Below are 21,620 nucleotides of genomic sequence, written 5' to 3' on the forward strand. Positions count from 1 at the left end.
TTTCCGTCTCCAGCTCGACCATCCGGAGCCCCCCAATGCCGGTCATTTGGTTCCTCGCCGGGACCCTCTTCATGTGGGTCTATTCGCCTAGCAATGCGCAGATCGTCCGCCATGCGCTGACCTACTGCGGTCCCGACCACCCGGAGAGCGGCCGCCCGAGCTACTGCCCGAAGAGCTGCCCATGACGACGCAGGCCCCCAGGACGAAACCCGCCAGCCGCCTCCCGCCCCTTGCACGCCTCCTCCTAGTCCTCCAGCGGCTCAACCAAATCCACGACCGATGGGAGATGAGGTCGGCCGCCGCGTTCCTGCTGGTCGCCTGCCGGGGAGAGATAGCGAAGCCAGAGCTGGAGAAGGCCCTGACGATGGGAGCCGGCAGTGGCTACCGGAACATCGTGCTCATGGAGGATGCGCTGTTGGTGCGGACGCGGAAGGAGAAGGGCGTGCTTGTGGTGAGCCTGACGGAGTACGGCAGGGGCGTTGCAGGAGAGATTGAGGGACTTTTAGGCGCGCGCGGCGATTAGGGACCACCTTCACTTATCCAGACCGCCATTGCCGGCCACCGTGAAGTCACTTCAGGTCGATTGGGTTGCACCTTAAGCCGTAGCCGCCCCGAAGTACGGGAACGTGCTGCCGGGCGTCGATTAGGGACCACTATTGCCCTAAAAACCGCTTCGGTCGCATTGGCCGGAGCGCGCGCGGTCGAATAGGGACCACCTCTACCCATACCGATGCCAAACGTGGAGTGACTTCACTTGTGAAGTTCCGCTTCATCTCTGTCTGATCTATCGCTTTATCCTCATACACAACTACAGGAGCCCCCTGCCGATGCCTTACGAGGCCCTCCGGCCACCCGATACGACGACCGACGTCCGAACCGGACAGCCTTTCCTCCGCGTTCCCCTCGCGAACTCTGACAGGTTCGCCCGCATCTCACCTCAAGACCACCAGCGGGTGCTTGCCGCAGGCTTCTCCCCGAATTGGTATCTCCACCTCGGATACGTCACCACCTACGCGAAGGGGCGCGGCCATGCCCGGGTTGCCCGCGTCATCCTCGGGCTTACATCCCCGCAGGATCGCTCAGTGCGCGTCTCATATGTCAGCGGCGACCACACCGACCTTCGCCGCCTGAACCTGACCATCCGTAAAGTCTCAGAGACCAAGCCCCGCTACGGAAGAGATGACAGACGCCCGCAGGCCCGTTCCGGAGCCGGCTGGCGAACCTAGCCGACTTAGCTGACCAAATCTGAAGTCACTTCACCGACCCGCCCTCAGTGGCGGGTTTTCTCGTTTCTCAGGGCCTTCGGCCCGCTGGAGACCCGATCATGCAATACCAACAAGAGGTCCTCGACCGTGCCACCGGCCGGTTAGAAACCAAGTCCATCGGAGAGTGGATCACGACCACCGAACTCGGCGAACGGTACGGGGTAGGTCCAAAGACCACCCGTCTCATTCTTCATCACATGGGCATCCTCGCTAAGGAGGGCGTCCGGTTCCGACTTCCCCGAAACCTCGTAGAGGCGGGGTTTGGCCTACGCCATGACAAGCCCAGGTCCGGATACCCCTTCGACGTGTTCAGCCCCTATGGGCAAGCCGTCATCGACCAAGGATGGCACGATGCAAGGGCTGACTATGAGAGGGAGTGTCGGAAGGATGATGAGGTCGGCGAAGTCAGGCGCGCCCTCACCGCCTTCAAGGCGACCCGTCAGGAACCGCTCGATACCCGACAGCTCACCTGTTGGGTTCTCGACCACTACCCGCACCTGATGCTCAAGACCGTAGCGACCATCCTTGAGGTCACACCTGCATTGGTCACGCGGTACAGCCAAGCCCGCAAAGCACAGCGAGCCGCTTGCCAGCGTCGGAAAGAGCAGGCGCTATATTGGGCTAAGCGGATGGTCGGGGACAAAGTCCCGCCTCGGGGTCGAAGCTGCACCGCGCCTGTCGAAGCCATCAAGTGGTCGGACAGTGAGGCCCTGCCTGATGGATACATTACTGAAGCACTTTACACCCCGGATTGCGGTCGCCGCTGGGTGAAGCCCACTGATCCGAACTTCACCATTGTTGAGCTTCTCAGGTACGCCCCAACTCTTCATCGGATGTCGCCAACTCAAAGGCACCATCGAGTGTGGGTCCTTCCGAAGGAAGAGAACGATGAGTGAGGTGCTCGCCCAAACCGAAGAGCAATCACCGACTGGCTCTGAAGCTCTGCCCCGTCGGGAAATCACCGTCCACTTCGACGGCTCATGCCTGCTCACTGCCGGAGCCCCGCCCGGAACGCTTCACCCAGGGGGATACGCCGCAGTCCTCCTCAACGACCTGACAGGCTCCCGCAAGACTCTCAAAGGCCCCCTGCCCGACACGACGAACAACCGCGCGGAACTAACAGCCGCCATCAAGGCCCTTGAAGCCATCCGGCCGGGAGCCTTCGTCACGATGGTCGGGGACTCTCAGCTCGTCACCAAAGGCATGACCGAGTGGCGCTTCGGCTGGAAGCGAAAGAGCTGGCGCGGGTCGGACAACAAGCCAATCAAGAACCTCGACCTTTGGCTTCAGCTCGTGGAGCTGGCGGAGAAGCCTGCCAAACTCGAATGGGTTTGGACGAAGGGGCATGCCGGTCACCTCCAGAATGAGGAGGTCGATGGACTGGCGAGGGCGGAAGCTGAAAAGCTCAAAGCGCACTTGGCCCGCCAGAAGATCGCCTGAAGTCACTTCACATTTCGAGTTCACCCACCCCGCCCGGCAATCCTGCTTGGCGGGCTTTTCATGTCGGACATCCCGACTGAGCTTCCTGGAGAAAAACCAATGCAGAATGTAATCACTGGCCCGTGGACCACCCCTCCGGTTCGGAAGTCGTGGAAAAGAATGTCGCGCCACGAGCGGCGGGCGTTCGATCAATGGCTAAACTGGCTGATTGACGATGTCCTGTGTGTGCTCAGCCGCCTAGGTCGAGAACGCTCGGGCGCTAGTTTCGGACAACAAGGCAGCTTCGGCCTGATTTCGGACGCTCACTACTTTTGCGAGGAGGGTCTGAAGGAGGCAGAGCGACTCCGGCTCAACATGTACAAGATCATGCCGCCGCTGCCTGATGTCTGGCCAGACTATTTCAACTTGAATATGGCGCGGGGTGCCATCGATAGCCTGTCAAGCGCAGCCTAACCTCCAGTCCAGAACCCGCCCTGCCAATCCGCTCGGCGGGTTTCGTTTTCTCCTACCCTGAAAGACCCCTTGTCCCAACTCCTCTACTCCAACCTGACCGCCGTAATGGAAGCCGACCCCGTGGAAGGCTTCCTCATCGGCAGAAACCCGAAAGACTTGGACGTTTCCGAGCTTCGATCCTTCGGCCATGAGCCTAGGCCCATCCTGAAGGCGATCCGCGAAAAGTGCCTAGATTGCAGCGGTGGAAGCCGCTCCGAAGCCCGGCGCTGCACGGCCGTCGCCTGCCCGCTCTGGCCCTTCAGGATGGGCTCAAACCCCTTCTATGGCCACCGGCAGGAAACCCCGGAAATTGAGCCGGTTTCGGCTTAAGGCCAGCCGGCAGGGGCATCGCCCCCTCTCGCCCTACCATCCCAGCAAACCCGCCGAGTTTCCGGCAGTTCTCCGGCTAGCGCCTGCTTCGGCGGCCTAACCCCGACCCCTCACAGAAAGCCTCACGCCACCATGGCAGACACCACAGCACCCCAGCGCATCGCGCCGGGCGAAGACGCATTGCTTGACGAGCTGGACGCTCTTGAAGCCTCCGGCCAATCCCTGATCGCACCGGGAGAGGACCCGCTCCTAGACGAGCTGGACGCACTTGAAGCAAAAGGTGAGTCTCTCACTGCTCCCGCTTCCACTACAGGCCCCCTCGCCACAGCCGGCAAGGTCGCCAAGGACATCGGCGGGGGCATTCTTGAAATCCCCGGCCAAGTGAACCGGGGTATCGCAACCGCCGTCAACGAAACCTCCGGGGCCATGTACGGGCTGGTCACTCAGCCGGCCGTCCAGTGGATCCATAACAACCTCTTTGACATGTCGGGCATTGCGCCCGGCATCGTCAGTGGAGCCGCGAACCCGCTGGCGCTCCCACTGGATACCGCAGTCACTCCGAAGGCCGAGACGGTCACCGGAGGTCTCGTCAAGGAAGTCACTCAGTTCGCCACCGCCTACTACGCAGGCGGGCGCTTCCTGAAGGCGGCGGGCATGGTCGCGGCCCCGACTGTCGGCGCTGCTGTCGCTCAAGGCGCAGGCCGTGGCGCTTTGGTCGATATGCTCTCCTTCGACCCTTACGAGGAGCGCCTGTCCAACCTGATCGAGACGCACACCTCGCTTCGCGATCCGGTCACGCAGTTCCTCGCTGCCCAGCCAGACGACAGCCAGGCACTCGGACGCCTGAAGAATGCGGTCGAAGGTCTCGGCATCGGCATGGCGGCGGAGGGCCTGATCCACACCGTCAGGGGGATTAGGGCGATCCGTGCGGGCAACCGCGAGGAGGCCGTGAAGGCTTTCGATGAGATGGAGCAGTCTGGCTTCAAGCCGGAGGAGCCGGACCTTTCGAAGGACCGCATCGAGCAACCGCAGGAAGCCGCTCAGAAGCCGACGAACGACAACAAGGCTGATCCTAACGCCAACCCTGAAGCTGCCGCCAAGGAGGCCCCCAAGGCCTCCGCAGAGGCATCCGCGAAGGTCACCGAAGAGACCGCGCCGAAGCCTTCGAACGATAACTCCGTGGCTCCCGAAGCCCCGATCAAGGTGGATGAGAAGGCCCTGCGCGAAAGCGTTGAGCTGACCATCGCGGAACAGGCATGGGGCCAAGGCCGGAACCTCTCGGGCATCCGCACGGACCTCATCGAGAACGGCGACGACCTCACTGCGGTCATGTCGGCGACGCAGCGGATGTATGCCGACGCCATCGCCAAGCAGCGCGGCGGAGCCGAGGTCCTCACAAATGAGATGCTCAAGGCTCAGGCTGACGAGCTGGCGGACGTGGTCGGGACCAACTCGACCGCTCTCCTCCAGCAGATCGGGAAGACGGCGGGTGACCTTCAGAACCTGCCGGCTGCGATGCTGATGTATCGGGACGTGCTCACGACCGCGTACACGAAGCTCACCGATATCGCCGCGATCTACCACGACCCGCTCGGCGGCGTCGGTTCCTACAAGAACCGGCAGGAGGTGACGGAGGCGTTCATCAAGAACTACGAGGTGGCCGCCAACATCCAAGCCTACTACCGGGGCCAGCAGACGCAGATCGCGCGGTCGCTCAACGCCATGAAGATCACGGCGAAGAACCGCTCCGGAGCTCTTGCGGACCTCGACATCGAGAGCCTGCGGGGAGCCGGCGAGGAGCGCCTCCGGGCCATGGCAGGGGACATCGCGGCGGCCGGCAAGAACGCTGACGGCAGCATCAACACCAAGGCGGTCTCCAAGGTCATCCGGGGAGGCTTCGCCGAGAACCTCGTCAACGCGGTCATCTCCTTCCGCACCAACGGAATGCTCTCCGCCCTCACGACGCAGACGGTCAACCTCGTGTCCTCCACGATGACCGCCGCGCTCCGGCCGGCAGAGAAGTTCCTTGCCGGAGCTTCCCGCTACTCCACGGCGGAGGGAAGGGCTCAGATGGCTGAGGCGGCGATCCAGTACGGCACCATGGTGGCGTCCGTGAAGGACGGCATCAGCATGGCCGCCAAGGCGTTCCGCCTCAACGCCCCGCAGCTCGACCCCGGCCGTTCTCGAGTTATGGAGAACATGTCCTACAAGCGCCCGCCGTCCGAAGCCTTCAACATCCAGAACCCGGCCATCGCTCAGGTCGCGGATGCTGTCGGGACCCTCGTGAACCTTCCGGGCCGCGCGATGATGTCGATGGACGAGTTCGTGAAGCAGATCAGCTATCGCGGCGAGGTCCGGGCTCAGGCGTACCGAGAGGCGATGCAGGAGGGTTCGTGGAAGTCGGGCGACCTCACGACCTTCGGGCAGATCGTCGCGAAGCGCCTGGAGGAGAGCGTCGATGACCTCGGCCGGGCTCAGAACCCGGACGCTCTTGAGTATGCCCGCGAGAGCACCTTCACGAAGGACCTCAAGGCGGCGACATGGTTCGGCAGGCCGACCGTTGGCGAGGACCTCCAGCGGTTCGCCGGCAACCACCCGTCAATGCGGGTCATCATGCCCTTCATCAGGACACCTACGAACCTCCTTCGGTTCGCTTGGGATCGCACGCCAGTCCTGAACTTGGGTCGGAAGGAATACTACGACGCTCTCGCCGGAGCCCGTGGTGTTCAGGCTCAGGCCGACGCCAAGGCGAAGATGGCGATGGGCGGGCTGCTTTGGGGTGGCGCTGTTGCGCTGGCAACGGAAGGCTCTCTCACCGGAGCCGGCCCGCAGGACCCGAAGCAGCGCAAGTTGCTGGAGGCTACCGGCTGGCGGCCCTATTCGATGCGGGTCCAAAAGGAGGACGGCTCGACCGCCTATGTCAGCTTCGCCCGGTTCGACCCCTTCGCGGGGTTCCTGGGGATGGCCGCTGACTACACCGAGCTTGCCGGGGGGATGTCAGATGAGGACATGTGGGAGACGGCTGGCAAGGCCATGGTCGTCACCCTGAAGCAGCTCAGCTCCAAATCCTACCTTCAGGGGCTGACGGAGTTCCTCGACACTCTGACCAATCCCGACAGGAACGCTGAGAAGCTCGCCAAGAGCCTCGCCGCGTCCTTTGCGCCGAACGTCATCGCCAAGATGAACGACGACCCGTACCAGCGGGAGGCGCGGACGGTCATGGAGGCGATGAGGCGCAAGGTCCCCGGCTTCTCTCAGGACCTGGACCCCGTCCGGAACATCCTCGGCGAGCCGGTCACTCCGCCCCCGACCTACGGGCCGGGCTGGCTCTCGCCTATCGTCGCTGGCGTCCATACCGGGAAGGAGCAGCCGACCACCAAAGAGTGGAAGGCAAGCCCCCGCGAGGACGTGAAGGACGAGATGGCACGGCTGGCGCTGATCGGCGACAAAGGGTTCACCCACCCGCCGACCGTGCAGGACGGCGTTGACCTCCTCGACCACCGCAGTCCGGTCACCGGCAGGACGGCTTACGATCGCTATCTGGAGCTGACCGGCGAGGTGAAGATGGGCGGCATGAACGTCCATGAGATGCTCGCCGCTGAAATCGCCAGCCGGGCCTATCAGGACATGATGACGGACGGCGATGAGGAAGAGGACCTCGACGGGTCCCGTTTAGGGCACCTCAAGGTTATCCTCGGCGGGTTCCGCTTGATGGCGATGGAGGCCCTGAAGAAGGAGATGCCTGACCTCGCGCAGGAACTCATCAAGGGCCAGATCGCGAGAGCTCGGGCACTCGTTCAGCAGCCCAAGCAAAACTGAAGTCACTTCACGAATGCAAAAGAGGCTCCGGAGGGTGAAAGCTCTCCGGGGTTGGTAGGCCCGATGCCCTATTTTCCCGTGGACAACGCTCAGCCCTCCATCTCCCTCTACGTAAGACGTGCTACACTAGCGCCATGACATTGAGTCGTGACAAAACTGCCGAGCTGCGCGTGAAGAACCTGGAGATGATCCAGACAATCATCACGCGCACCGCCGGGTACAGTGCTGGCCTCAAGACAACAGCAGTGACACTCGTTGCTGCCGTGATGGGCATCGCCTTAACCCTGAAGACATCAGCTCTCTTGCTGGCCGCATTCGTGCCTATCGTAGGGCTCGTCTATTTGGACGCTCGCTACCTGAAAACCGAGCGGTGGTTCCGCGAACACTTCAGAGAAGTTGCAGACGAGGACTGGACCTCGCCGCCGACGTTCCGGCTGGAGTTGGAAACAAAGTCTGAGATTGGCTGGTGGAACGCTGCTAGCAGTTGGTCGATCTGGCCGTTTTACAGCCTACTAGCCGCTCTGATTGGGCTGGTTTGGTTTCTTTGGAGGTGATGATGGGAGGGTCCGTCTTCGACCGACCGACTAAGCTACCGTTAGGAGGCCTCTTCGGACTTGGCGGCCCGTCTCCGCGACCCGCGACCCTTGCACTACTCGGCGCATCCTCGCCTAGTGCCTCTGTCGCGGCCAGCCTTGCGGCGCTCTATTCGGACCAAAAAGAACGGCGAGCTTTTTTCTCATTCCATTACGACGACGTGATGCGGGTCAATAACGTCAGGAAGGCCTTCGAGTTCGGAGAGCGAGACGCCAAAAGACATCCAAGGTTCTTCGACAGCTCGTTGTGGGAAGAACGGAAGCTCACGAGCCGCGAGGGTATAAAGAACCTTATTCGATATGGTGTCGGGCACACCTCGGTTGTGTGTGTTCTCGTTGGCCACGAGACGTGGCAGCGCGAATGGGTTCGGTACGAAATCGCGCGCGCTGTAGTCGATAAGCGAGGTCTGCTGGCCGTTCATCTCAACGGTATCAACCACCATCGACGGCTACGCCCAGATCAGCTTGGCCCAAACCCACTCCATTTCATGGGGGTCTATAAGAAAGCCCGAGGCATTCTTTCAGAGCCAACATGGCACCTGTGCGAGTTAACAGCCGACGGGTGGATACCCTATGCAAACCACACTGCGGCAGTAGACCGCCCGAGGTACCTGCCGGACGCCGCCTTCAACGTAGCAATGCCTTTGAGCATGGGAACCAAGGAACACTGCTACGCTGGTCAGCTTGGTTCGCTTTTGATCGGCCGGTGGATCGATGACGCAGCAAAAGCAGTGGGCCGCTAACCGCATCAGGAGCTGACGGGGCTCGTGAAGCTGGACGACAAGACGCTCAGGAGACCATGCAGGAGTTCATCAGGTCCCCGGAGCACCGGACGGAACTGACGGATGGTGACGAAGAGTACGACGGCTCCCGTATCAAGGTCCTGAAGTCCATCCTCGGGGCCTACTGGCAGGCGGCGGAACAACAGCTTGGCGAGGAAAACCCTCAGTCCGTGGGCGATCATCAAGGATCGGATCAGGGCGATGGCTCCGGGCGACAACGACGTAGAGTGAAGTGACTTCATGTTTGGAGCCCCGGAGGGTGCTCCGGGGGGGCAGTCACAGGACATAGGTGGCTACGTCTGCCGGCACCTCACCATAGCGGGCAAGAACCACCGCCTCCGCAAACTCGCCAAGGTCCGGGTCCCCCGTTCGGGAGAACGCCACCGCACCTTCATGTACCGCCGCGAGCCTTGCCGCCCGGCTCCTAGCGATCAGCTCTGACGGAGCCTCCACAGCCTCGCCAGCACAGAGATTGCCATCATCATCCCGGCCAAACGGCAGCGCCACGAAATAGGTCACGCTTCCCATTGCCTTCCCTCCGATATGAGAACATACCTAGAACATCATATCGGAAGTGGGAGTCAAGCGATGGCGGACGAGGAGCCGGAGATTGTCGTGGAGGAAACAACGGAGGCCGAGATTGACGCGGTCCTGTACGAGTTCAAAGGGAACCCGAGGGACGCCATAGGAGCCCTGATAAGGGACCTGAAGGTGCTTGCCGAGGACAGCAACAGGAAGGTGTCCAAAGGGTACGTGAAGGGGCAGCTATGGAGCGTGAGGAAGTTCGCGTCTTAAGCACATTTCTCTCGACGCTCTTGCTGTGCGTGCACTGCCGTCTATGGTGGCCTCAAAGACGGGGGGAGCTACAATGAAAAATCTGGCGTTCGCTATGCTTACTGCTGTCGTGCTTACCGCTTGCGCAAGAAGTGAAGCAATCAGAACGTCAGGAAATACGCTAGTCATCCAAACGAGCGCAGCCCCCGTTTGCGGCTCAACAGGTGCGGCGAGAGTCGCCTCCAATATGGCCGCGGTTGAGACCATCAAGGCTGGATATGACAGCTACGTAATCGGCGGTGGATCGGCCGCAAATAACGTCACGACGACTCAGCTACCCGGCCAGTACCAAACGCAAGGCTCGCTGACTTATGGCGGCGGCAGCGGCAGCTACAGTGCAACCACGTCCTACACACCTGGCCCCGTTATCGTCTCTGGATCGCACGACCAGTCACTCGTCGTTCGGATGTTCAAGAACGGAGAACCCGGTTCCGAGAATGCTATCCCGGCGAAGGCCGCCTTGGGGCCGGAATGGGAGGAGAAGGTCAAGAGCGGGGTGATGACCTGCTTGAAGTGAGAAGAGCAGCGCGACTTTGACCCGCCTTCCGATGTGCTCGACCCTACAGACCCGTTCGTCACTTCAGGCTACCCTAGGCCCTCCTGAAGGTTCCCGGCCGCTGGATGAGGCAAGGCATGGAAAAGAGTCACTCCCCTGCCCGTATTTCGCCGGCCTACAGCGCCGAGGATTTCATCCACCCCATAGCCAACCTTCGGCAAGCCGCGAAGGCAGGAGGCTACGCGGGGCTCGCCTACTTCCTCGACATGTGCCTAACCGAGGCGACGATCCAAGCGGACGCAGAAGCCAGGAAGGCCTCAACCAGGACGGCGCACCGACCAACTTGAGGTTGCCCAAGCGATGACTTAGCGTCCCTTCAAGCAGTCCGAGAACGGGCGATGGGGCGGAAGCTAAACGGGTGGCTCGTTGTAGGAGCGTGCGTGTTCGCCCTCGCGAAGTGCGGGGAGACGAAGTCGCCCCCTGTTGCGACGGCTCCCGCACCTACCCGTGTCGCCCTCATACAGCCAGAGCTCGCGCCATCTACCGGGAACTCCTCACAGTGGCTAACCCAATCAGCTCCGGAGCCAAGCCTTCGGCAAGCGCCTCCTCGCCAAACGGCACCGGGGGAGTCTGCGGCAGTCCAGCGTTCCGTTAAACGGAGCCTGTATGTCACCGGAAAGGAAGTGCCTCTCCGCGCGGCCCCTGATAGCAGGGCGAAGATACTGGACAGACTACCGACAGGGATGGAGGTCGGAGAACTGGCGAGGCGTGAAGGATGGGTGGAGGTCCGTCATCCGATCAGCGCCATTAAAGGGTGGATGAGCACGCGGAGGCTGACGACGAAGCGCCCTTCACCCGACGACGAGGCGGAGCAGAAGCCGACTCCCAAAATCGAAGTCCTGACTGATACGGCGATCATCGCGAAGCTCATTACGCTCGACGCAGCTTCCTACTCCGGCAACTGCCGCTGCCCCGAAAACACAGACAGAGCCGGGCGGCGATGCGGAGCCAGAAGCGCCCACTCACGGGCAGGCGGCCGAGCGCCACTCTGCTACCCGAGCGATGTGAGTCCGGGAGCGATAGCCGCGTTTAGGGCTAGCGGCGGGAGATGAGCGGCGGCTTGGCGAGGAGAACCCGGAGGTCCGTGAGGCGATCCTGAAGGATAGGATTAGGGCACACCGGGCCATGGTTCCGGGTAGCGGCGACGAAAAGTGAAGTGACTTCATGTTTGGAGCCCCGGAGGGTGAAAGCTCTCCGGGTGCCCAGCCAATCCGCTATCCTTATAGCTAGGCTTTGGTTAGCATCGCTGTAGCGAAAACTGGAACTACGCCTTGAAGCCTGCGCCGCGCGTCTTCGTTTCCTACTCCCATGATAGTCAGGCCCATAAGGATTGGGTTCTTGGCGTATCCACGAGACTGGTCAAGAACGGAGTAGACATTATCCTTGACCAATGGGACCTCACATTCGGAAGCGATCTTCCTCGGTTCATGGAGTCCGGGCTGAGTGATGCCGACCGGGTGTTAGCGATCTGTACCGAACGCTACGTTCAGAAGGCGAACGCAGGGGAAGGCGGAGTTGGCTACGAGAAAATGATCCTCACGGCACAGCTCATGCGCGACCTCAAATCAGATCGCATCGTGCCTGTAGTCCGTCAGAGTGCGACCACGGCGCCTGTGCCCACTTTCCTTTCATCGCGGGTCTACGTCGATTTCCGTGACGAGGTGCTGTATGAGTCGGGCTACGCGGAACTTCTTCGGGACATTCACGGGGAGCAGATTAGGCCCCGACCGCCATTGGGCCAGAACCCCTTTTTGGAGCCGGGCCCCGACGTAGTCGTCCCGCGCCTGTCATTCTCGTCCGAGCGGTACGTCTCCCCGGCAATGTCAGGCACGGTGACCTTCGACTACTCAAATAACAACGGCAGGTACGTTGTTGGCGCAGGTGATACGGCATTCGAGACAGCATGGTCGCGGGCAGGATCGACAGCGATCTACGTCTACTCGAATCCACCTAGCATCCGCTCCGTGGCACTAGCTCTTAATGTGTCACGCATCGAGGATATAGGGGACGCGGCCCTCTACGATACCTCCTCACAAAATAGGTGTCCGCATCTCGGCGAAATTGTCGTTTGGCAGAATGCGGCCGGCTACTATCTCGCGACTAAGATCACGAGATTGCAGAGCCGAGGCCACGGCGACCCCCTAGACGAGCTGACTTTCAGCTATGTCATTGCACCGAATAAGTCGGCAGCATTCTAGCCATTGCGGCTTGGAGTCTCGGCTACCAATCCGTGCTCTCCTCCAGGCTGACCAACGTCCTCCCGAAGCTCCCCGGCCGCTGGCGCTGGCTTGTCATCCAGCCGGTATCTCGGGAACCGCTTCATAGCCTCCGCCAGCAAGCGCCTCGGATGCTCGTACTTCCGCGCGGTTTTCCCGACCGAATGGCCGGCTATGGCATCGCGTATCCGCTCTTCAATCCTGACCCCAAGGGCTTCTGTCTTCCATGTGTGCCGCCACGCATGGTTGATCCGGACGCCCCCGTCCGTGATCTTGGCTTCCTTCCCCAGCCATGTCGCGAGCTTCTGCGACTCAATCTCAGCCTGACTCGTCACCGCTCCTTCCTTCGCCCTGCGGCTAGGATCATAGAACAGGGGACCCGGCTTGGCCGCCTGTAGGAAGGTCAGAAATCCTTCAGCCAGCACATGCTCATGCAGGGGCACGACACGGGAACTGCGGGTTTTGATGCTGCCTGCGGCGGGAGTGAACCGCATGAACCACTGGCCGCCCTCCTCAAAGAAATCCTCTTTGCGGAGCTGCGTCGTTTCCGTGATCCGGGCTCCGGAGTAGGCACAGAGCCACGGACACCAGCGGCGAGCATTCCTGCGGGTCTCGTGAGTTTCCTTATCGTCGCCCGCCTTTTGGGCAACCTTCAGTATCTTCCGGACCTCCTTCAGGGTGAAGACCGGTTCCCGATTTTGGACAGGGTCGGGAGCCTGAAGGTCGATATCCTTCGCGATGTTGACGGGGACAAGCTGGCCGCCGAGCTTCGAAGCCGCCCACCCGAAGACAGAGCTGACGGCCGCCACGTCATTCTTCTGGACGATATGCGGCTTGATCTTATCTTCCTTCTCCCGATGCGCCGCCCATGCGTACACATCGTCATCCGTCAGGGACCGCGCATCCCTGCCCTTCACGAACTCCCCGAATGACGCCAGTTTCCGACCATATCCCCGCAGGGTGACATCAGCCAGCCGGCCCTTCTTCGCCTCTTCAAAACGCCTGAAGAGTTCCGTGGTTGTGAGAAGCTCGACCTCTTCAGGGGCCTTCGGGGTTTCGATTATCTCCCCCTCCTGCCTCGCTACGGCCCCCTTGGTGGCAGTGCGGTAGTCCTTCAGGAACCGGAGCGAGAGCTTCCGGTATTCCGGCGAGGCAAGGTCGGGGCGGAACCCGTAGGAGCGAACAAAATCGTCCATCTCTTCCTGAAGTCGGCCAGTGTCTCCCCGAGCTACATCGTAGCCGCTGACAGCGTCCGCGACCTGTAGCGTTTCACCATGCTTTCGGAAGCCGTGATCGGATAGGCCGTCGCTGCGAAGGTCCTCGTCCTCCTGAAGGAGATGGGCGTGCCAGAGCCGAGCCAGCCGGTCGATATGGAAGTCTGACAGCTCGGAGACCGAAGGCGATGCCTTGCGCTGTCGGATGGCTTCTACGCGCCCTTCAACGGTCGCCAGCCAAACCCCGAACTGTTCCCGAGCTTCCCCTTCGGAGAGCCTCGCGGGCCAGACGGGCTTCTCTTCCCGCTTTCCAAACTCGACCCGGCAGTCCGCAGGAATCACCTTACGGGCTCGCCAGTTTCCGGTCTTGGGGTCTCGTTCTAGCTTCGCCATTCGCAAGGCCATGTGTACCGCCCTTTTGTACCAAGGAGCGGCTTCAGGTCGAAATTAGCGAGGAAAATCAACAACCTCAAGAGGTTGGATGGTGCCGCAAGAGGGATTCGAACCCCCGACCCCCTCATTACGAATGAGGTGCTCTACCAGCTGAGCTATTGCGGCGACGGGTGGGGCTGTATCAGCCCGACCCCATTTTGACAAGGCAGGCAGGCGTCGCAAGGCGCACGGAATTCACACCCGGCCCAGGAATCCTGCACGGCCGTAAGCGCCCCTCTCATTCACCCCTTCTTCAGCTTCTCCGTCTCGGCCTTCTCCTGGCCGAGCGCGACGATGCCGCGGCGGATGGTGCGGGTGCGGGTGAAATGCTTGTGCAGGGTCTCGCCGTCGCCATAGCGGATGGCGCGGGTGAGTAGCGCCAGATCTTCGTTGAAGCGGCCGAGCATCTCCAGCACCGCCTCCTTGTTGGCGAGGAAGACGTCGCGCCACATCGTCGGGTCTGATGCCGCGATGCGGGTGAAGTCGCGGAAGCCGCCGGCCGAGAACTTGATCACCTCCGACTGCGTCACCGCCGCCAGATCCTCGGCCGTGCCGACGATGTTGTAGGCGATCAGATGCGGCAGATGGCTGGTGATGGCGAGGACGAGGTCATGGTGCTGCGAACCCATCACCTCGACGATCGCCGCCATCCCCTCCCAGAACTGGCGGGTGCGGGCGATCGCGGCCTCGTCGGTGCCGGGCGGCGGCGTCAGGATGCACCAGCGATTGAGGAAGAGGCTGGGGAAGCCGGCGTCGGGACCGGAATTCTCGGTGCCGGCGACCGGGTGGGCCGGAACGAAATGCACGCCCTCGGGCAGATGCGGGATCACCGCCTCGACCACCGCATGCTTGACCGAGCCGACATCCGACAGGATCGCGCCGGCTTTCAGCACGCCGGCGATCTCGGCTGCGACCGCGCCGCAGGCGCCGACCGGCACGCAGAGCACGATATGGTCGGCGTCGCGGGCGGCGTCGACGGCGCTCTCGGCGATCTCATGGCCGAGATCGAGCTCGCGGGCTCTCCGGCGGACATCGCCGTCGGCGTCGCTCAGCACGATATGACCGGCGAGGTTCAGTTCCTTCGCCGCATGCGCGATCGAGGAGCCGATCAGGCCGATGCCGATGATGGCGAGCCGCCCGAACAGCGGCTCGTCGCGGCGCGGCGCGAAGCTTTCCGGCGCGCTCACGCTGTCTTGCCCAGGAACTCGGCCAAGCCTGAGACGACGAGGCGGTTGGCCTCCTCGCTGCCGATGGTCATGCGCAATGCGTCCGGCAGGCCATAGGACGCGACGGAGCGCAGGATCAGCCCGCGCTGGCTCAGGAAAGCGTCGGCTTCCTTGGCGCTCTTGCCGGCGCCCGCCGGGAAATGGATCAGGATGAAGTTGCCGACCGAGGGCGTGATGGTGAGGCCGAGCTTCTCCAGCTCGGCCGTCGTCCAGGCCAGCCATTTATCGTTGTGCTCGATCGCGGCGGCGATGTGCGCCTCGTCGGCGATGGCAGCGACGCCGGCCTCGATCGCGGCGCCGTTGACGTTGAACGGGCCGCGAGTGCGGTTGAGCGCATCGATGATATCGGCAGGCCCGTAGAGCCAGCCGAGGCGGAGATTGGCGAGGCCATAGATCTTCGAGAAGGTGCGCGTCATCACGACATTCTCGCTGGTCGCGACCAGTTCGAGGCCCGAGGCATAGTCATTGCGCCGGACGTACTCGGCATAGGCCGCGTCGAGCACCAGCAGCACATGCGGCGGCAGCCCGGCCTGCAGGCGCTTGACCTCGTCGAAGGGCAGATAGGTGCCGGTCGGATTGTTGGGGTTGGCGAGGAAGACGATCTTGGTCCGCGGCGTCACTGCCGCAAGGATCGCGTCGATATCGGCCGTGAGGTTCTTCTCGGGCACGACCACCGGCTTGCCGCCGGCGGCGAGGATGGCGATCTTGTAGACAAGGAAGCCGTGCTCGGTGAACACGCCCTCGTCGCCATCGCCGAGATAGACCTTGGTGATCAGCTGCAGCAATTCGTCCGAGCCGGTGCCGCAGACGATGCGGTTCGGATCGAGGCCGTAGCGGCCGGCGATCGCCTCGCGCAGCTTCGTCGCCGAGCCGTCCGGGTAGAGCTCGAGCTTGCCGGCGAGGCCGCCATAGGCCGCGACCGCCTTCGGGCTCGGCCCGAGCGGGGTCTCGTTCGAGGAGAGCTTGTGCAGCTTGACGCCGGCCGGAGCCGAGGACTTGCCAGGGACATAGGCCTCGATGTCGAGGACACCGGGACGCGGGACGGGACGGGGAGCGGGCAGAGCCATGACGAGGGGCTTTCGGTTTCAGGCGTTTCTCTAAACCACCCAAGTCATCCCGGGCGACCGGAGGGAGACCCGGGATCCATGCCGGAACGGTTCAGGAATGGATCCCGGATCGGCGCCGCTGACGCGGCTTGTCCGGGATGACGAAGAGGGTTCAGCGACAAGGGTTCATTTCAAGAGCGAACGGATTTGAAGGCGAAGCGGGCGGCGTGGCTACCGATCTCGGTCAGCTCCTTGAGGCCGGCCGGCTCGAGCGCGCCGCGGATGGCCTCGACCGGCGTCTCGCCGGAAGCGGCGACCAGCAAGGCCAGATGCGAGCCGTCGGCGGCACTGGCCGAGACCTCGGCGAGATGATGGGCGAGGCCGTGGCGAAGCTGCTCCGACCAGCGCTCGACACGGGCGGCATAAAGCACGATCTCGCGCACGGCGGCGTCGGTCAGCGGCTTGGCGATGCAGTAGACCGGTGTGCCGGCCGGATGGTCGGGGCGCTCGATGAAGGGCAGGCGCGCGATGATCTTGGGCTGGTCAGGACCGATCAGGTCTCGCCACCAGACGCCGGCGCTGGCGCCGAGATCCATGCGGAAGATGCCGAGATCGCCGGCCGATTCCGCCACCGCCGCGATCACGGCGCGGGCATCCTCATGCGGGACGTAAGGCACGGTGAAGCCGAAATGGAAGCGGGCGCTGTCGCGCATCGGCGCATCGCCGCCCGAGACGTCGGCATGGACCGAATAGTTCGCCTGCACATAAGTGAAGGTCGCGATGATGATGCGCCAGATGCTCTCGACCGTGTCGAGCGGCAGCAGGCCCTGATGGCGCAAGGCCAGGCGCTTCATCATGTCGGCCTCGCGGCCGGGGCGGAAGGCCGAGCCGGAAACCTGCGTCTTCTTGATCGCGATCAGCGTCTCGATGATCTGCGAGCGCTCCATCAGGAGGCCGTGCATCGCTGAATCGATGCGGTCGATCTCGCTGCGCAGATCGGCAAGCGTGGTCGGTGCGGCTTCGGTCATGGGGCTTGTGACCAACCTCTAGAAAGAACGACCTCCAGCCCTCATCCTGAGGAGCCGCAAAACGGCGTCTCGAAAGATGATCCAGAGTACGCTGGAGCATCCTTCGAGACGCGATCCTTGCGGATCGCTCCTCAGGATGAGGGCTGAGGTTCGAAAGCCTCTTACGCGCGCCAAGCCGCCTTGGCAAAGCGCTCGCCACGCATCGCCGCGTTGACAGGCGGGAAGAGCCGCGCCATCGGTAAAGTCCGCTATTACGAACGGACCGGACGACAAGACAAATCCGAATGCCGAACCGGACGCAAGCTCCCGAACTCCTGGCCGACCCGCTGGCCGAAGCCAACCAGCCGTCGAGCCTGCTCGCCCGGTTCGGGCCGGACAAGGCGCTGCAGCTCGATTCCGGCGCGACGCTGGAGCACTGGCAGATCGCCTACCAGACTTATGGTGAGCTCAATGCGTCTCGGTCGAACGCCATCTTGGTCTGCCATGCCCTGACCGGCGACCAGTATGTCGCGAGCCGTAACCCCGTCACCGGCAAGGGCGGCTGGTGGACCGCGATGATCGGGCCGGGCAAGCCGATCGATACCGACCGCTTCTTCGTGATCTGCGCCAATGTGCTCGGCGGCTGCATGGGCACGACCGGCCCGGCCTCGACCAATCCGGATACCGGCAAGCCCTGGGGCCTGTCCTTCCCGATGGTGACGATCCGCGACATGGTGCGGGCGCAGGCCCACCTGATGGACTCACTCGGCATCGACAGCCTGTTCTGCGTCGCCGGCGGCTCGATGGGCGGGATGCAGGTGCTGCAATGGGCGGCGACCTATCCGACGCGGGTGTTCTCTGCCCTGCCGCTGGCGACCGCCGCCAAGCACTCGGCCCAGAACATCGCCTTCCACGAGGTCGGCCGGCAGGCGGTGATGGCCGACCCCGACTGGCGCCAGGGGCGCTATCTCGACGAGGGCACGCGGCCTTCGAAAGGGCTGTCGGTGGCGCGCATGGGTGCCCACATCACCTATCTCTCGGAGCCGGCGCTGCACCGCAAGTTCGGCCGCAAGCTGCAGGAGCGCAGCGCCCCGACCTTCACCTTCGACGCGGATTTCCAGGTCGAGAGTTACCTCCGCTACCAGGGCATCAGCTTCGTCGAGCGCTTCGACGCCAACTCCTATCTCTATGTGACGCGGGCGATGGACTATTTCGACCTCGCCGCCGACCATGATGGCGTGCTGGCGAAAGCCTTCGCCGGGACGCGGACGCGCTTTTGCGTCGCGTCCTTCACCTCGGACTGGCTGTTCCCGACCACCGACTCGCGCGCCATCGTGCACGCGCTCAATGCGGCGGGGGCCTCGGTCTCCTTCGTCGAGCTCGAAAGCGACAAGGGACACGACGCCTTCCTGCTCGAGGAGCCCAACCTGTTCGCGACGACGCGCGGCTTCATCGGCGCCGCAGCGCGGGCCAGGGGGTTGTGATGGCCGTCGTGACAAGCACAGCCCGATCCCCCTCCCCCCGCTTGCGGTGGGGAGGGCTGGGGTGGGGGGCAGTGCCGCTCGGCCCGACGACGAAGACTTGGCGCAACCCTGCTTTTCGCCCCCCCCCACCCTAACCTCCCCACCGCAAGCGGGGGGAGGGAATGGCGCGTGCTGACGAGGTGCTGCGTATGACCCTCCCGGACACCCAGACCAACCGCATCGACCTGCGCCTCGTCGCCGAGATGGTGACGCCGGGCTCGCGCGTGCTCGATGTCGGCTGCGGCGACGGCGAATTGCTGTCGCTGCTCGCCGAGACCCGCGGCGTCGACGGGCGCGGCATCGAGCTCTCGCGCGAGGGCGTCGCCGGCTGCGTGGCGCGCGGGCTCTCGGTGATCCAGGGCGACGCCGACACCGATCTCGCCGATTATCCCGACGACTCGTTCGACTACGTCATCCTCTCGCAGACAATCCAGGCGACGCGCAATCCGCGCCTCGTCCTCGAGCACATGCTGCGCATCGGGCGGCGCGCCATCGTCTCCTTCCCGAATTTCGGGCATTGGCGGATGCGCACCCAGGTCTTCTTCCTCGGCCGCATGCCGGTGACCGACTCCCTGCCCTATGCCTGGTGGGATACGCCCAACATCCATTTCTGCACGATCCGCGACTTCGTGGCGCTCTGCGACACGGTGGGCGCGGAAAAGGAGCGCGCGGTCGCGCTCGACGTCGCCGGCGGCAGGGTCGGCGTCAGCGCGCCCTGGTGGTTCTGGAACCTCTTCGGCGCGCAGGCGGTGTTTTTGCTGAAGCGGGGGTAAGAGAGCTCGCGATCGGAACCGCAACCCAACCTTCTCCCGGATGGGAGAAGGTGGCGCGGAGCGCCGGATGAGGGCCTGCCCTATCCGCAAAAGGCGCAACGGCTCCGCATCGTCCTAATGATCAGCGGCGGGCCCTCACCCCTGCCCCTCTCCCATCCGGGAGAGGGGTTCCCCGCGCCTCGCTAAAAGTACGTGCCCGCCCGAGAATGACGGCTACTCTCAAAACGCCTCTTCCCAATTCCGGCTGAGCCGCATCGCCGAGTTGATCAGCCCGACCATCGAATAGGTCTGCGGGAAGTTGCCCCAGAGCTCGCCGGTCTCGAAATCGGCATCCTCCGAGAGCAGGCCGAAGCTGTTGCGCCGCGTCAGGATGCGGCCGAACAGCTCCTTGGCCTCGTCCCTGCGGCCGATCGCGTGCAGCGCATCGACATACCAGAAGGCGCAGATCAGGAAGCCCGTGTGCATGAAGCCGAAATCGTCTTCGGTGCCGTAGCGCAAAATGAAATCGCCGCGTCCGAGATCGCGGCCGATCGCCTCCACCGTCGCGATGTAGCGCGGATCCTCAGGCTTGACGAAGCCGAGCTCGGCGATGAGCAGCAGGGTCGCGTCAAGATCGGCCCCGTCGAAGGTCGAGACGAAATGGCCCTTCTCCTGGTTCCAGATCCGGTCGGAAATGATGCCCTTCAGGCGCTTGGCCTCGCCGCGCCAGTATTCCTTGCGGTCGGCACGGCCGAGCGTGCCGGCGATGCGGGCGAGCCGGTCGCAGGCGGCCCAGCACATCACGCTGGAGAAGGAGTGCACGACCTGCTTCTCACGCAGCTCCCAGGGGCCGGCATCGGGCTTGTCGAAGACCGCGATGGCGCGCTCGCCCATACGCTCGAGCTGGGCGAAGAGTGCCTCCTTGCCGGGCTGGATCAGGCGGCGGTCGAAGAAGGACTGGGTCGCGGCGAGCACGACCGCGCCATAGCCGTCGTTCTGGATCTGCGTCGCCGCACCATTGCCGACGCGAACCGGCTGATGGCCGCGGTAGCCGGCGAGGTTCGGCACCTCGAACTCGCGCAATTCGCCGCCGCGGGTGATCGGATAGAGCGGCGGCAGATGCTCGGCGCCGCTCTCCGAATAGGTGTCGACGATGTTGGTGATGAAGCCGAGATAGTCCTCCATCGTCCGCGTCGTGCCGAGGCGATTGAGCGCATGGACGACGAAATAGGCGTCGCGCAGCCAGCAGAAGCGATAGTCCCAGTTGCGCTGCGTGCCCGGCGCCTCCGGGATCGAGGTGGTCAGCGCCGCGACGATCGCGCCGCTCTCCTCGAAGGAGCAGAGCTTCAGCGTGATCGCGGCGCGGATGACCTCGCGCTGCCATTCAAAGGGTATCGAGAGCGAGCGGACCCAGTCGCGCCAATAGTCGGTGGTCTTGTCGAGGAACTCACGCGAGGTCGTCTCGATCTCGGCGCGCAAGGCCTCGTCCGAACCGATGAAGAAGGAGAACGGCTTCTCGACGGCGAAGGGGATGCTCTCCAGCACGTAGGAGATCGGCGCGTCGGTGGTCAGGCGGATCGTCTGATCGGCGCCGACGAAGCGGACATGGTTGGACCCGCGGGTGATCTCGTCCGGCTCCTCGCCGAGGCCGAGGCAAGGCTTGACCACGACGCGGATGCGCGGGCGGCCGGAGATGCGGCGGACGCGGCGCACCAGCTGCGGCGGCCGGAAGAAGCGCTCGAAACGGACGAAGCGCGGCGCGAAGTCGAGGATCTCGAGCGCATTGCCCTGATCGTCGGAGAGCACCGAGGAGAGGATCGCGGTGTTGTCGAGATAGCTCTGCTCGCAACGGGTCATGCCGACCATCTCGATGGCGAAGACGCCCTTCTTCGGCGTGACGTCGCCGTCGTCGATCTGATTGTCGATCAGCGAGCAGAAGACCGGGTCGCGGTCGAAGCGCGGAAAGCAGCCCCAGACGATATGGGCGCGCCGGTCGATCAGCGCCGCGATCGAGCAATTGCCGATGACGCCGAGATCGAGCGAAGCGACGCGCGGCGAGGCGGTGGTCGTCACAGTCATGCCTGTTCCTGAAG

Annotated in this window: 21 protein-coding genes and 1 tRNA gene; 15 read left to right on the forward strand and 7 right to left on the reverse strand. The window is 63.3% G+C overall.

What is annotated here, in order from left to right; genetic code table 11:
• Nucleotides 1–35: 35 nt before the first annotated feature.
• The 9 genes from ACSQ24_RS20755 (at nt 36) to ACSQ24_RS20795 (ending at nt 8,957) form a co-directional block, all read left to right on the forward strand.
• A complete protein-coding gene (locus ACSQ24_RS20755) occupies nt 36–185 on the forward strand; it encodes a hypothetical protein (protein WP_436096508.1) in 150 nt (49 codons plus the stop codon).
• The gene (locus tag ACSQ24_RS20760; RefSeq protein ID WP_436096509.1) at nt 182–523 is read left to right on the forward strand and encodes a hypothetical protein; all 342 of its coding nucleotides are present in this window, start codon (nt 182–184) and stop codon (nt 521–523) included. Before ACSQ24_RS20755 ends, ACSQ24_RS20760 begins: the two co-directional genes overlap by 4 nt.
• Before the next feature lie 801 nt (nt 524–1,324).
• The gene (locus ACSQ24_RS20765; RefSeq protein WP_436096510.1) at nt 1,325–2,161 is read left to right on the forward strand and encodes a hypothetical protein; all 837 of its coding nucleotides are present in this window, start codon (nt 1,325–1,327) and stop codon (nt 2,159–2,161) included.
• A complete protein-coding gene (locus ACSQ24_RS20770; RefSeq protein WP_436096511.1) occupies nt 2,154–2,705 on the forward strand; it encodes a ribonuclease H family protein in 552 nt (183 codons plus the stop codon). Before ACSQ24_RS20765 ends, ACSQ24_RS20770 begins: the two co-directional genes overlap by 8 nt.
• A gap of 60 nt (nt 2,706–2,765) precedes the next feature.
• Nucleotides 2,766–3,158 carry a hypothetical protein gene (locus ACSQ24_RS20775; RefSeq protein ID WP_436096512.1) on the forward strand — a complete coding sequence of 131 codons (393 nt, stop codon included), beginning with the start codon at nt 2,766–2,768 and terminating at the stop codon, nt 3,156–3,158.
• Between the two features lie 501 nt (nt 3,159–3,659).
• Complete coding sequence (locus ACSQ24_RS20780) at nt 3,660–7,346, forward strand: hypothetical protein (RefSeq protein ID WP_436096513.1); 3,687 nt, start codon at nt 3,660–3,662, stop codon at nt 7,344–7,346.
• A 134-nt stretch (nt 7,347–7,480) separates the two neighbouring features.
• Entirely contained in the window at nt 7,481–7,900 is a 420-nt protein-coding gene (locus ACSQ24_RS20785) for a hypothetical protein (protein WP_436096514.1), read from the forward strand.
• 203 nt (nt 7,901–8,103) lie between these two features.
• Nucleotides 8,104–8,682 carry a TIR domain-containing protein gene (locus ACSQ24_RS20790; RefSeq protein ID WP_436096515.1) on the forward strand — a complete coding sequence of 193 codons (579 nt, stop codon included), beginning with the start codon at nt 8,104–8,106 and terminating at the stop codon, nt 8,680–8,682.
• Between the two features lie 56 nt (nt 8,683–8,738).
• Nucleotides 8,739–8,957 (forward strand): hypothetical protein, encoded by a 219-nt coding sequence (locus tag ACSQ24_RS20795; RefSeq protein ID WP_436096516.1) that lies wholly within the window; start codon nt 8,739–8,741, stop codon nt 8,955–8,957.
• Nucleotides 8,958–8,997: 40 nt separating this feature from the next.
• Here ACSQ24_RS20795 and ACSQ24_RS20800 read toward each other — a convergent pair whose 3' ends face one another.
• Nucleotides 8,998–9,249: a hypothetical protein gene (locus ACSQ24_RS20800; RefSeq protein WP_436096517.1), complete on the reverse strand. Its 252-nt coding sequence runs from the start codon at nt 9,247–9,249 to the stop codon at nt 8,998–9,000.
• A 60-nt stretch (nt 9,250–9,309) separates the two neighbouring features.
• Here ACSQ24_RS20800 and ACSQ24_RS20805 point away from each other — a divergent pair, with 60 nt between their 5' ends.
• The 4 genes from ACSQ24_RS20805 to ACSQ24_RS20820 all read left to right on the forward strand — a co-directional run bounded on the left by ACSQ24_RS20805 (nt 9,310) and on the right by ACSQ24_RS20820 (nt 12,309).
• Nucleotides 9,310–9,516, forward strand: coding sequence for a hypothetical protein (locus ACSQ24_RS20805; protein ID WP_436096518.1), 207 nt, complete (start codon nt 9,310–9,312; stop codon nt 9,514–9,516).
• Nucleotides 9,517–9,742: 226 nt separating this feature from the next.
• Nucleotides 9,743–10,072, forward strand: coding sequence for a hypothetical protein (locus ACSQ24_RS20810; RefSeq protein ID WP_436096519.1), 330 nt, complete (start codon nt 9,743–9,745; stop codon nt 10,070–10,072).
• A 377-nt stretch (nt 10,073–10,449) separates the two neighbouring features.
• The gene (locus ACSQ24_RS20815) at nt 10,450–11,163 is read left to right on the forward strand and encodes an SH3 domain-containing protein (protein WP_436096520.1); all 714 of its coding nucleotides are present in this window, start codon (nt 10,450–10,452) and stop codon (nt 11,161–11,163) included.
• A 219-nt stretch (nt 11,164–11,382) separates the two neighbouring features.
• Nucleotides 11,383–12,309 carry a toll/interleukin-1 receptor domain-containing protein gene (locus tag ACSQ24_RS20820; protein ID WP_436096521.1) on the forward strand — a complete coding sequence of 309 codons (927 nt, stop codon included), beginning with the start codon at nt 11,383–11,385 and terminating at the stop codon, nt 12,307–12,309.
• On the opposite strand, the gene ACSQ24_RS20825 is transcribed toward ACSQ24_RS20820, so the two are convergent.
• The 5 genes from ACSQ24_RS20825 to ACSQ24_RS20845 form a co-directional block, all read right to left on the reverse strand.
• Nucleotides 12,306–13,946 (reverse strand): hypothetical protein, encoded by a 1,641-nt coding sequence (locus ACSQ24_RS20825; protein ID WP_436096522.1) that lies wholly within the window; start codon nt 13,944–13,946, stop codon nt 12,306–12,308. The genes ACSQ24_RS20820 and ACSQ24_RS20825 overlap by 4 nt on opposite strands.
• A 77-nt stretch (nt 13,947–14,023) precedes the next feature.
• Nucleotides 14,024–14,099: transfer RNA gene (locus ACSQ24_RS20830), tRNA-Thr, on the reverse strand.
• A 116-nt stretch (nt 14,100–14,215) separates the two neighbouring features.
• A complete protein-coding gene (locus tag ACSQ24_RS20835) occupies nt 14,216–15,160 on the reverse strand; it encodes a prephenate/arogenate dehydrogenase family protein (RefSeq protein ID WP_436096523.1) in 945 nt (314 codons plus the stop codon).
• Nucleotides 15,157–16,266, reverse strand: a complete 1,110-nt coding sequence (locus ACSQ24_RS20840) for a pyridoxal phosphate-dependent aminotransferase (protein ID WP_436096524.1) — start codon at nt 16,264–16,266, stop codon at nt 15,157–15,159. The genes ACSQ24_RS20835 and ACSQ24_RS20840 overlap by 4 nt, the downstream gene beginning before the upstream one ends.
• 170 nt (nt 16,267–16,436) lie before the next feature.
• Nucleotides 16,437–17,273 (reverse strand): chorismate mutase, encoded by an 837-nt coding sequence (locus ACSQ24_RS20845; RefSeq protein WP_436096525.1) that lies wholly within the window; start codon nt 17,271–17,273, stop codon nt 16,437–16,439.
• A gap of 284 nt (nt 17,274–17,557) precedes the next feature.
• On the opposite strand from ACSQ24_RS20845, the gene metX reads away from it, so the two are divergent.
• Together metX and metW are read left to right on the forward strand one after the other, a co-directional pair.
• Nucleotides 17,558–18,736, forward strand: coding sequence for a homoserine O-acetyltransferase MetX (gene metX, locus ACSQ24_RS20850; RefSeq protein ID WP_436096526.1), 1,179 nt, complete (start codon nt 17,558–17,560; stop codon nt 18,734–18,736).
• 188 nt (nt 18,737–18,924) lie between these two features.
• Nucleotides 18,925–19,548: a methionine biosynthesis protein MetW gene (gene metW, locus ACSQ24_RS20855; RefSeq protein ID WP_436096527.1), complete on the forward strand. Its 624-nt coding sequence runs from the start codon at nt 18,925–18,927 to the stop codon at nt 19,546–19,548.
• A gap of 219 nt (nt 19,549–19,767) precedes the next feature.
• On the opposite strand, the gene ACSQ24_RS20860 is transcribed toward metW, so the two are convergent.
• Nucleotides 19,768–21,606 carry a glycoside hydrolase family 15 protein gene (locus tag ACSQ24_RS20860; protein ID WP_436096528.1) on the reverse strand — a complete coding sequence of 613 codons (1,839 nt, stop codon included), beginning with the start codon at nt 21,604–21,606 and terminating at the stop codon, nt 19,768–19,770.
• Nucleotides 21,607–21,620: the final 14 nt, after the last annotated feature.

It is taken from the genome of Allobosea sp. LjRoot237 (assembly GCF_964253285.1).
GTDB lineage: Bacteria > Pseudomonadota > Alphaproteobacteria > Rhizobiales > Beijerinckiaceae > Allobosea.

Excerpts from the sequence above, each read along its gene's own strand:
- metW (WP_436096527.1), top strand. The coding sequence starts at position 18,925 with ATGACCCTCCCGGACACCCAGACCAACCGCATCGACCTGCGCCTCGTC.
- ACSQ24_RS20815 (WP_436096520.1), top strand. The coding sequence starts at position 10,450 with ATGGGGCGGAAGCTAAACGGGTGGCTCGTTGTAGGAGCGTGCGTGTTC.
- ACSQ24_RS20795 (WP_436096516.1), top strand. The coding sequence starts at position 8,739 with ATGCAGGAGTTCATCAGGTCCCCGGAGCACCGGACGGAACTGACGGAT.
- ACSQ24_RS20770 (WP_436096511.1), top strand. The coding sequence starts at position 2,154 with ATGAGTGAGGTGCTCGCCCAAACCGAAGAGCAATCACCGACTGGCTCT.
- ACSQ24_RS20780 (WP_436096513.1), top strand. The coding sequence starts at position 3,660 with ATGGCAGACACCACAGCACCCCAGCGCATCGCGCCGGGCGAAGACGCA.
- ACSQ24_RS20800 (WP_436096517.1), bottom strand. The coding sequence starts at position 9,249 with ATGGGAAGCGTGACCTATTTCGTGGCGCTGCCGTTTGGCCGGGATGAT.
- ACSQ24_RS20755 (WP_436096508.1), top strand. The coding sequence starts at position 36 with ATGCCGGTCATTTGGTTCCTCGCCGGGACCCTCTTCATGTGGGTCTAT.
- ACSQ24_RS20790 (WP_436096515.1), top strand. The coding sequence starts at position 8,104 with ATGCGGGTCAATAACGTCAGGAAGGCCTTCGAGTTCGGAGAGCGAGAC.
- ACSQ24_RS20760 (WP_436096509.1), top strand. The coding sequence starts at position 182 with ATGACGACGCAGGCCCCCAGGACGAAACCCGCCAGCCGCCTCCCGCCC.
- ACSQ24_RS20860 (WP_436096528.1), bottom strand. The coding sequence starts at position 21,606 with ATGACTGTGACGACCACCGCCTCGCCGCGCGTCGCTTCGCTCGATCTC.
- ACSQ24_RS20805 (WP_436096518.1), top strand. The coding sequence starts at position 9,310 with ATGGCGGACGAGGAGCCGGAGATTGTCGTGGAGGAAACAACGGAGGCC.
- ACSQ24_RS20775 (WP_436096512.1), top strand. The coding sequence starts at position 2,766 with ATGTCGGACATCCCGACTGAGCTTCCTGGAGAAAAACCAATGCAGAAT.
- ACSQ24_RS20845 (WP_436096525.1), bottom strand. The coding sequence starts at position 17,273 with ATGACCGAAGCCGCACCGACCACGCTTGCCGATCTGCGCAGCGAGATC.
- metX (WP_436096526.1), top strand. The coding sequence starts at position 17,558 with ATGCCGAACCGGACGCAAGCTCCCGAACTCCTGGCCGACCCGCTGGCC.
- ACSQ24_RS20840 (WP_436096524.1), bottom strand. The coding sequence starts at position 16,266 with ATGGCTCTGCCCGCTCCCCGTCCCGTCCCGCGTCCCGGTGTCCTCGAC.
- ACSQ24_RS20785 (WP_436096514.1), top strand. The coding sequence starts at position 7,481 with ATGACATTGAGTCGTGACAAAACTGCCGAGCTGCGCGTGAAGAACCTG.
- ACSQ24_RS20765 (WP_436096510.1), top strand. The coding sequence starts at position 1,325 with ATGCAATACCAACAAGAGGTCCTCGACCGTGCCACCGGCCGGTTAGAA.
- ACSQ24_RS20810 (WP_436096519.1), top strand. The coding sequence starts at position 9,743 with ATGGCCGCGGTTGAGACCATCAAGGCTGGATATGACAGCTACGTAATC.
- ACSQ24_RS20825 (WP_436096522.1), bottom strand. The coding sequence starts at position 13,946 with ATGGCCTTGCGAATGGCGAAGCTAGAACGAGACCCCAAGACCGGAAAC.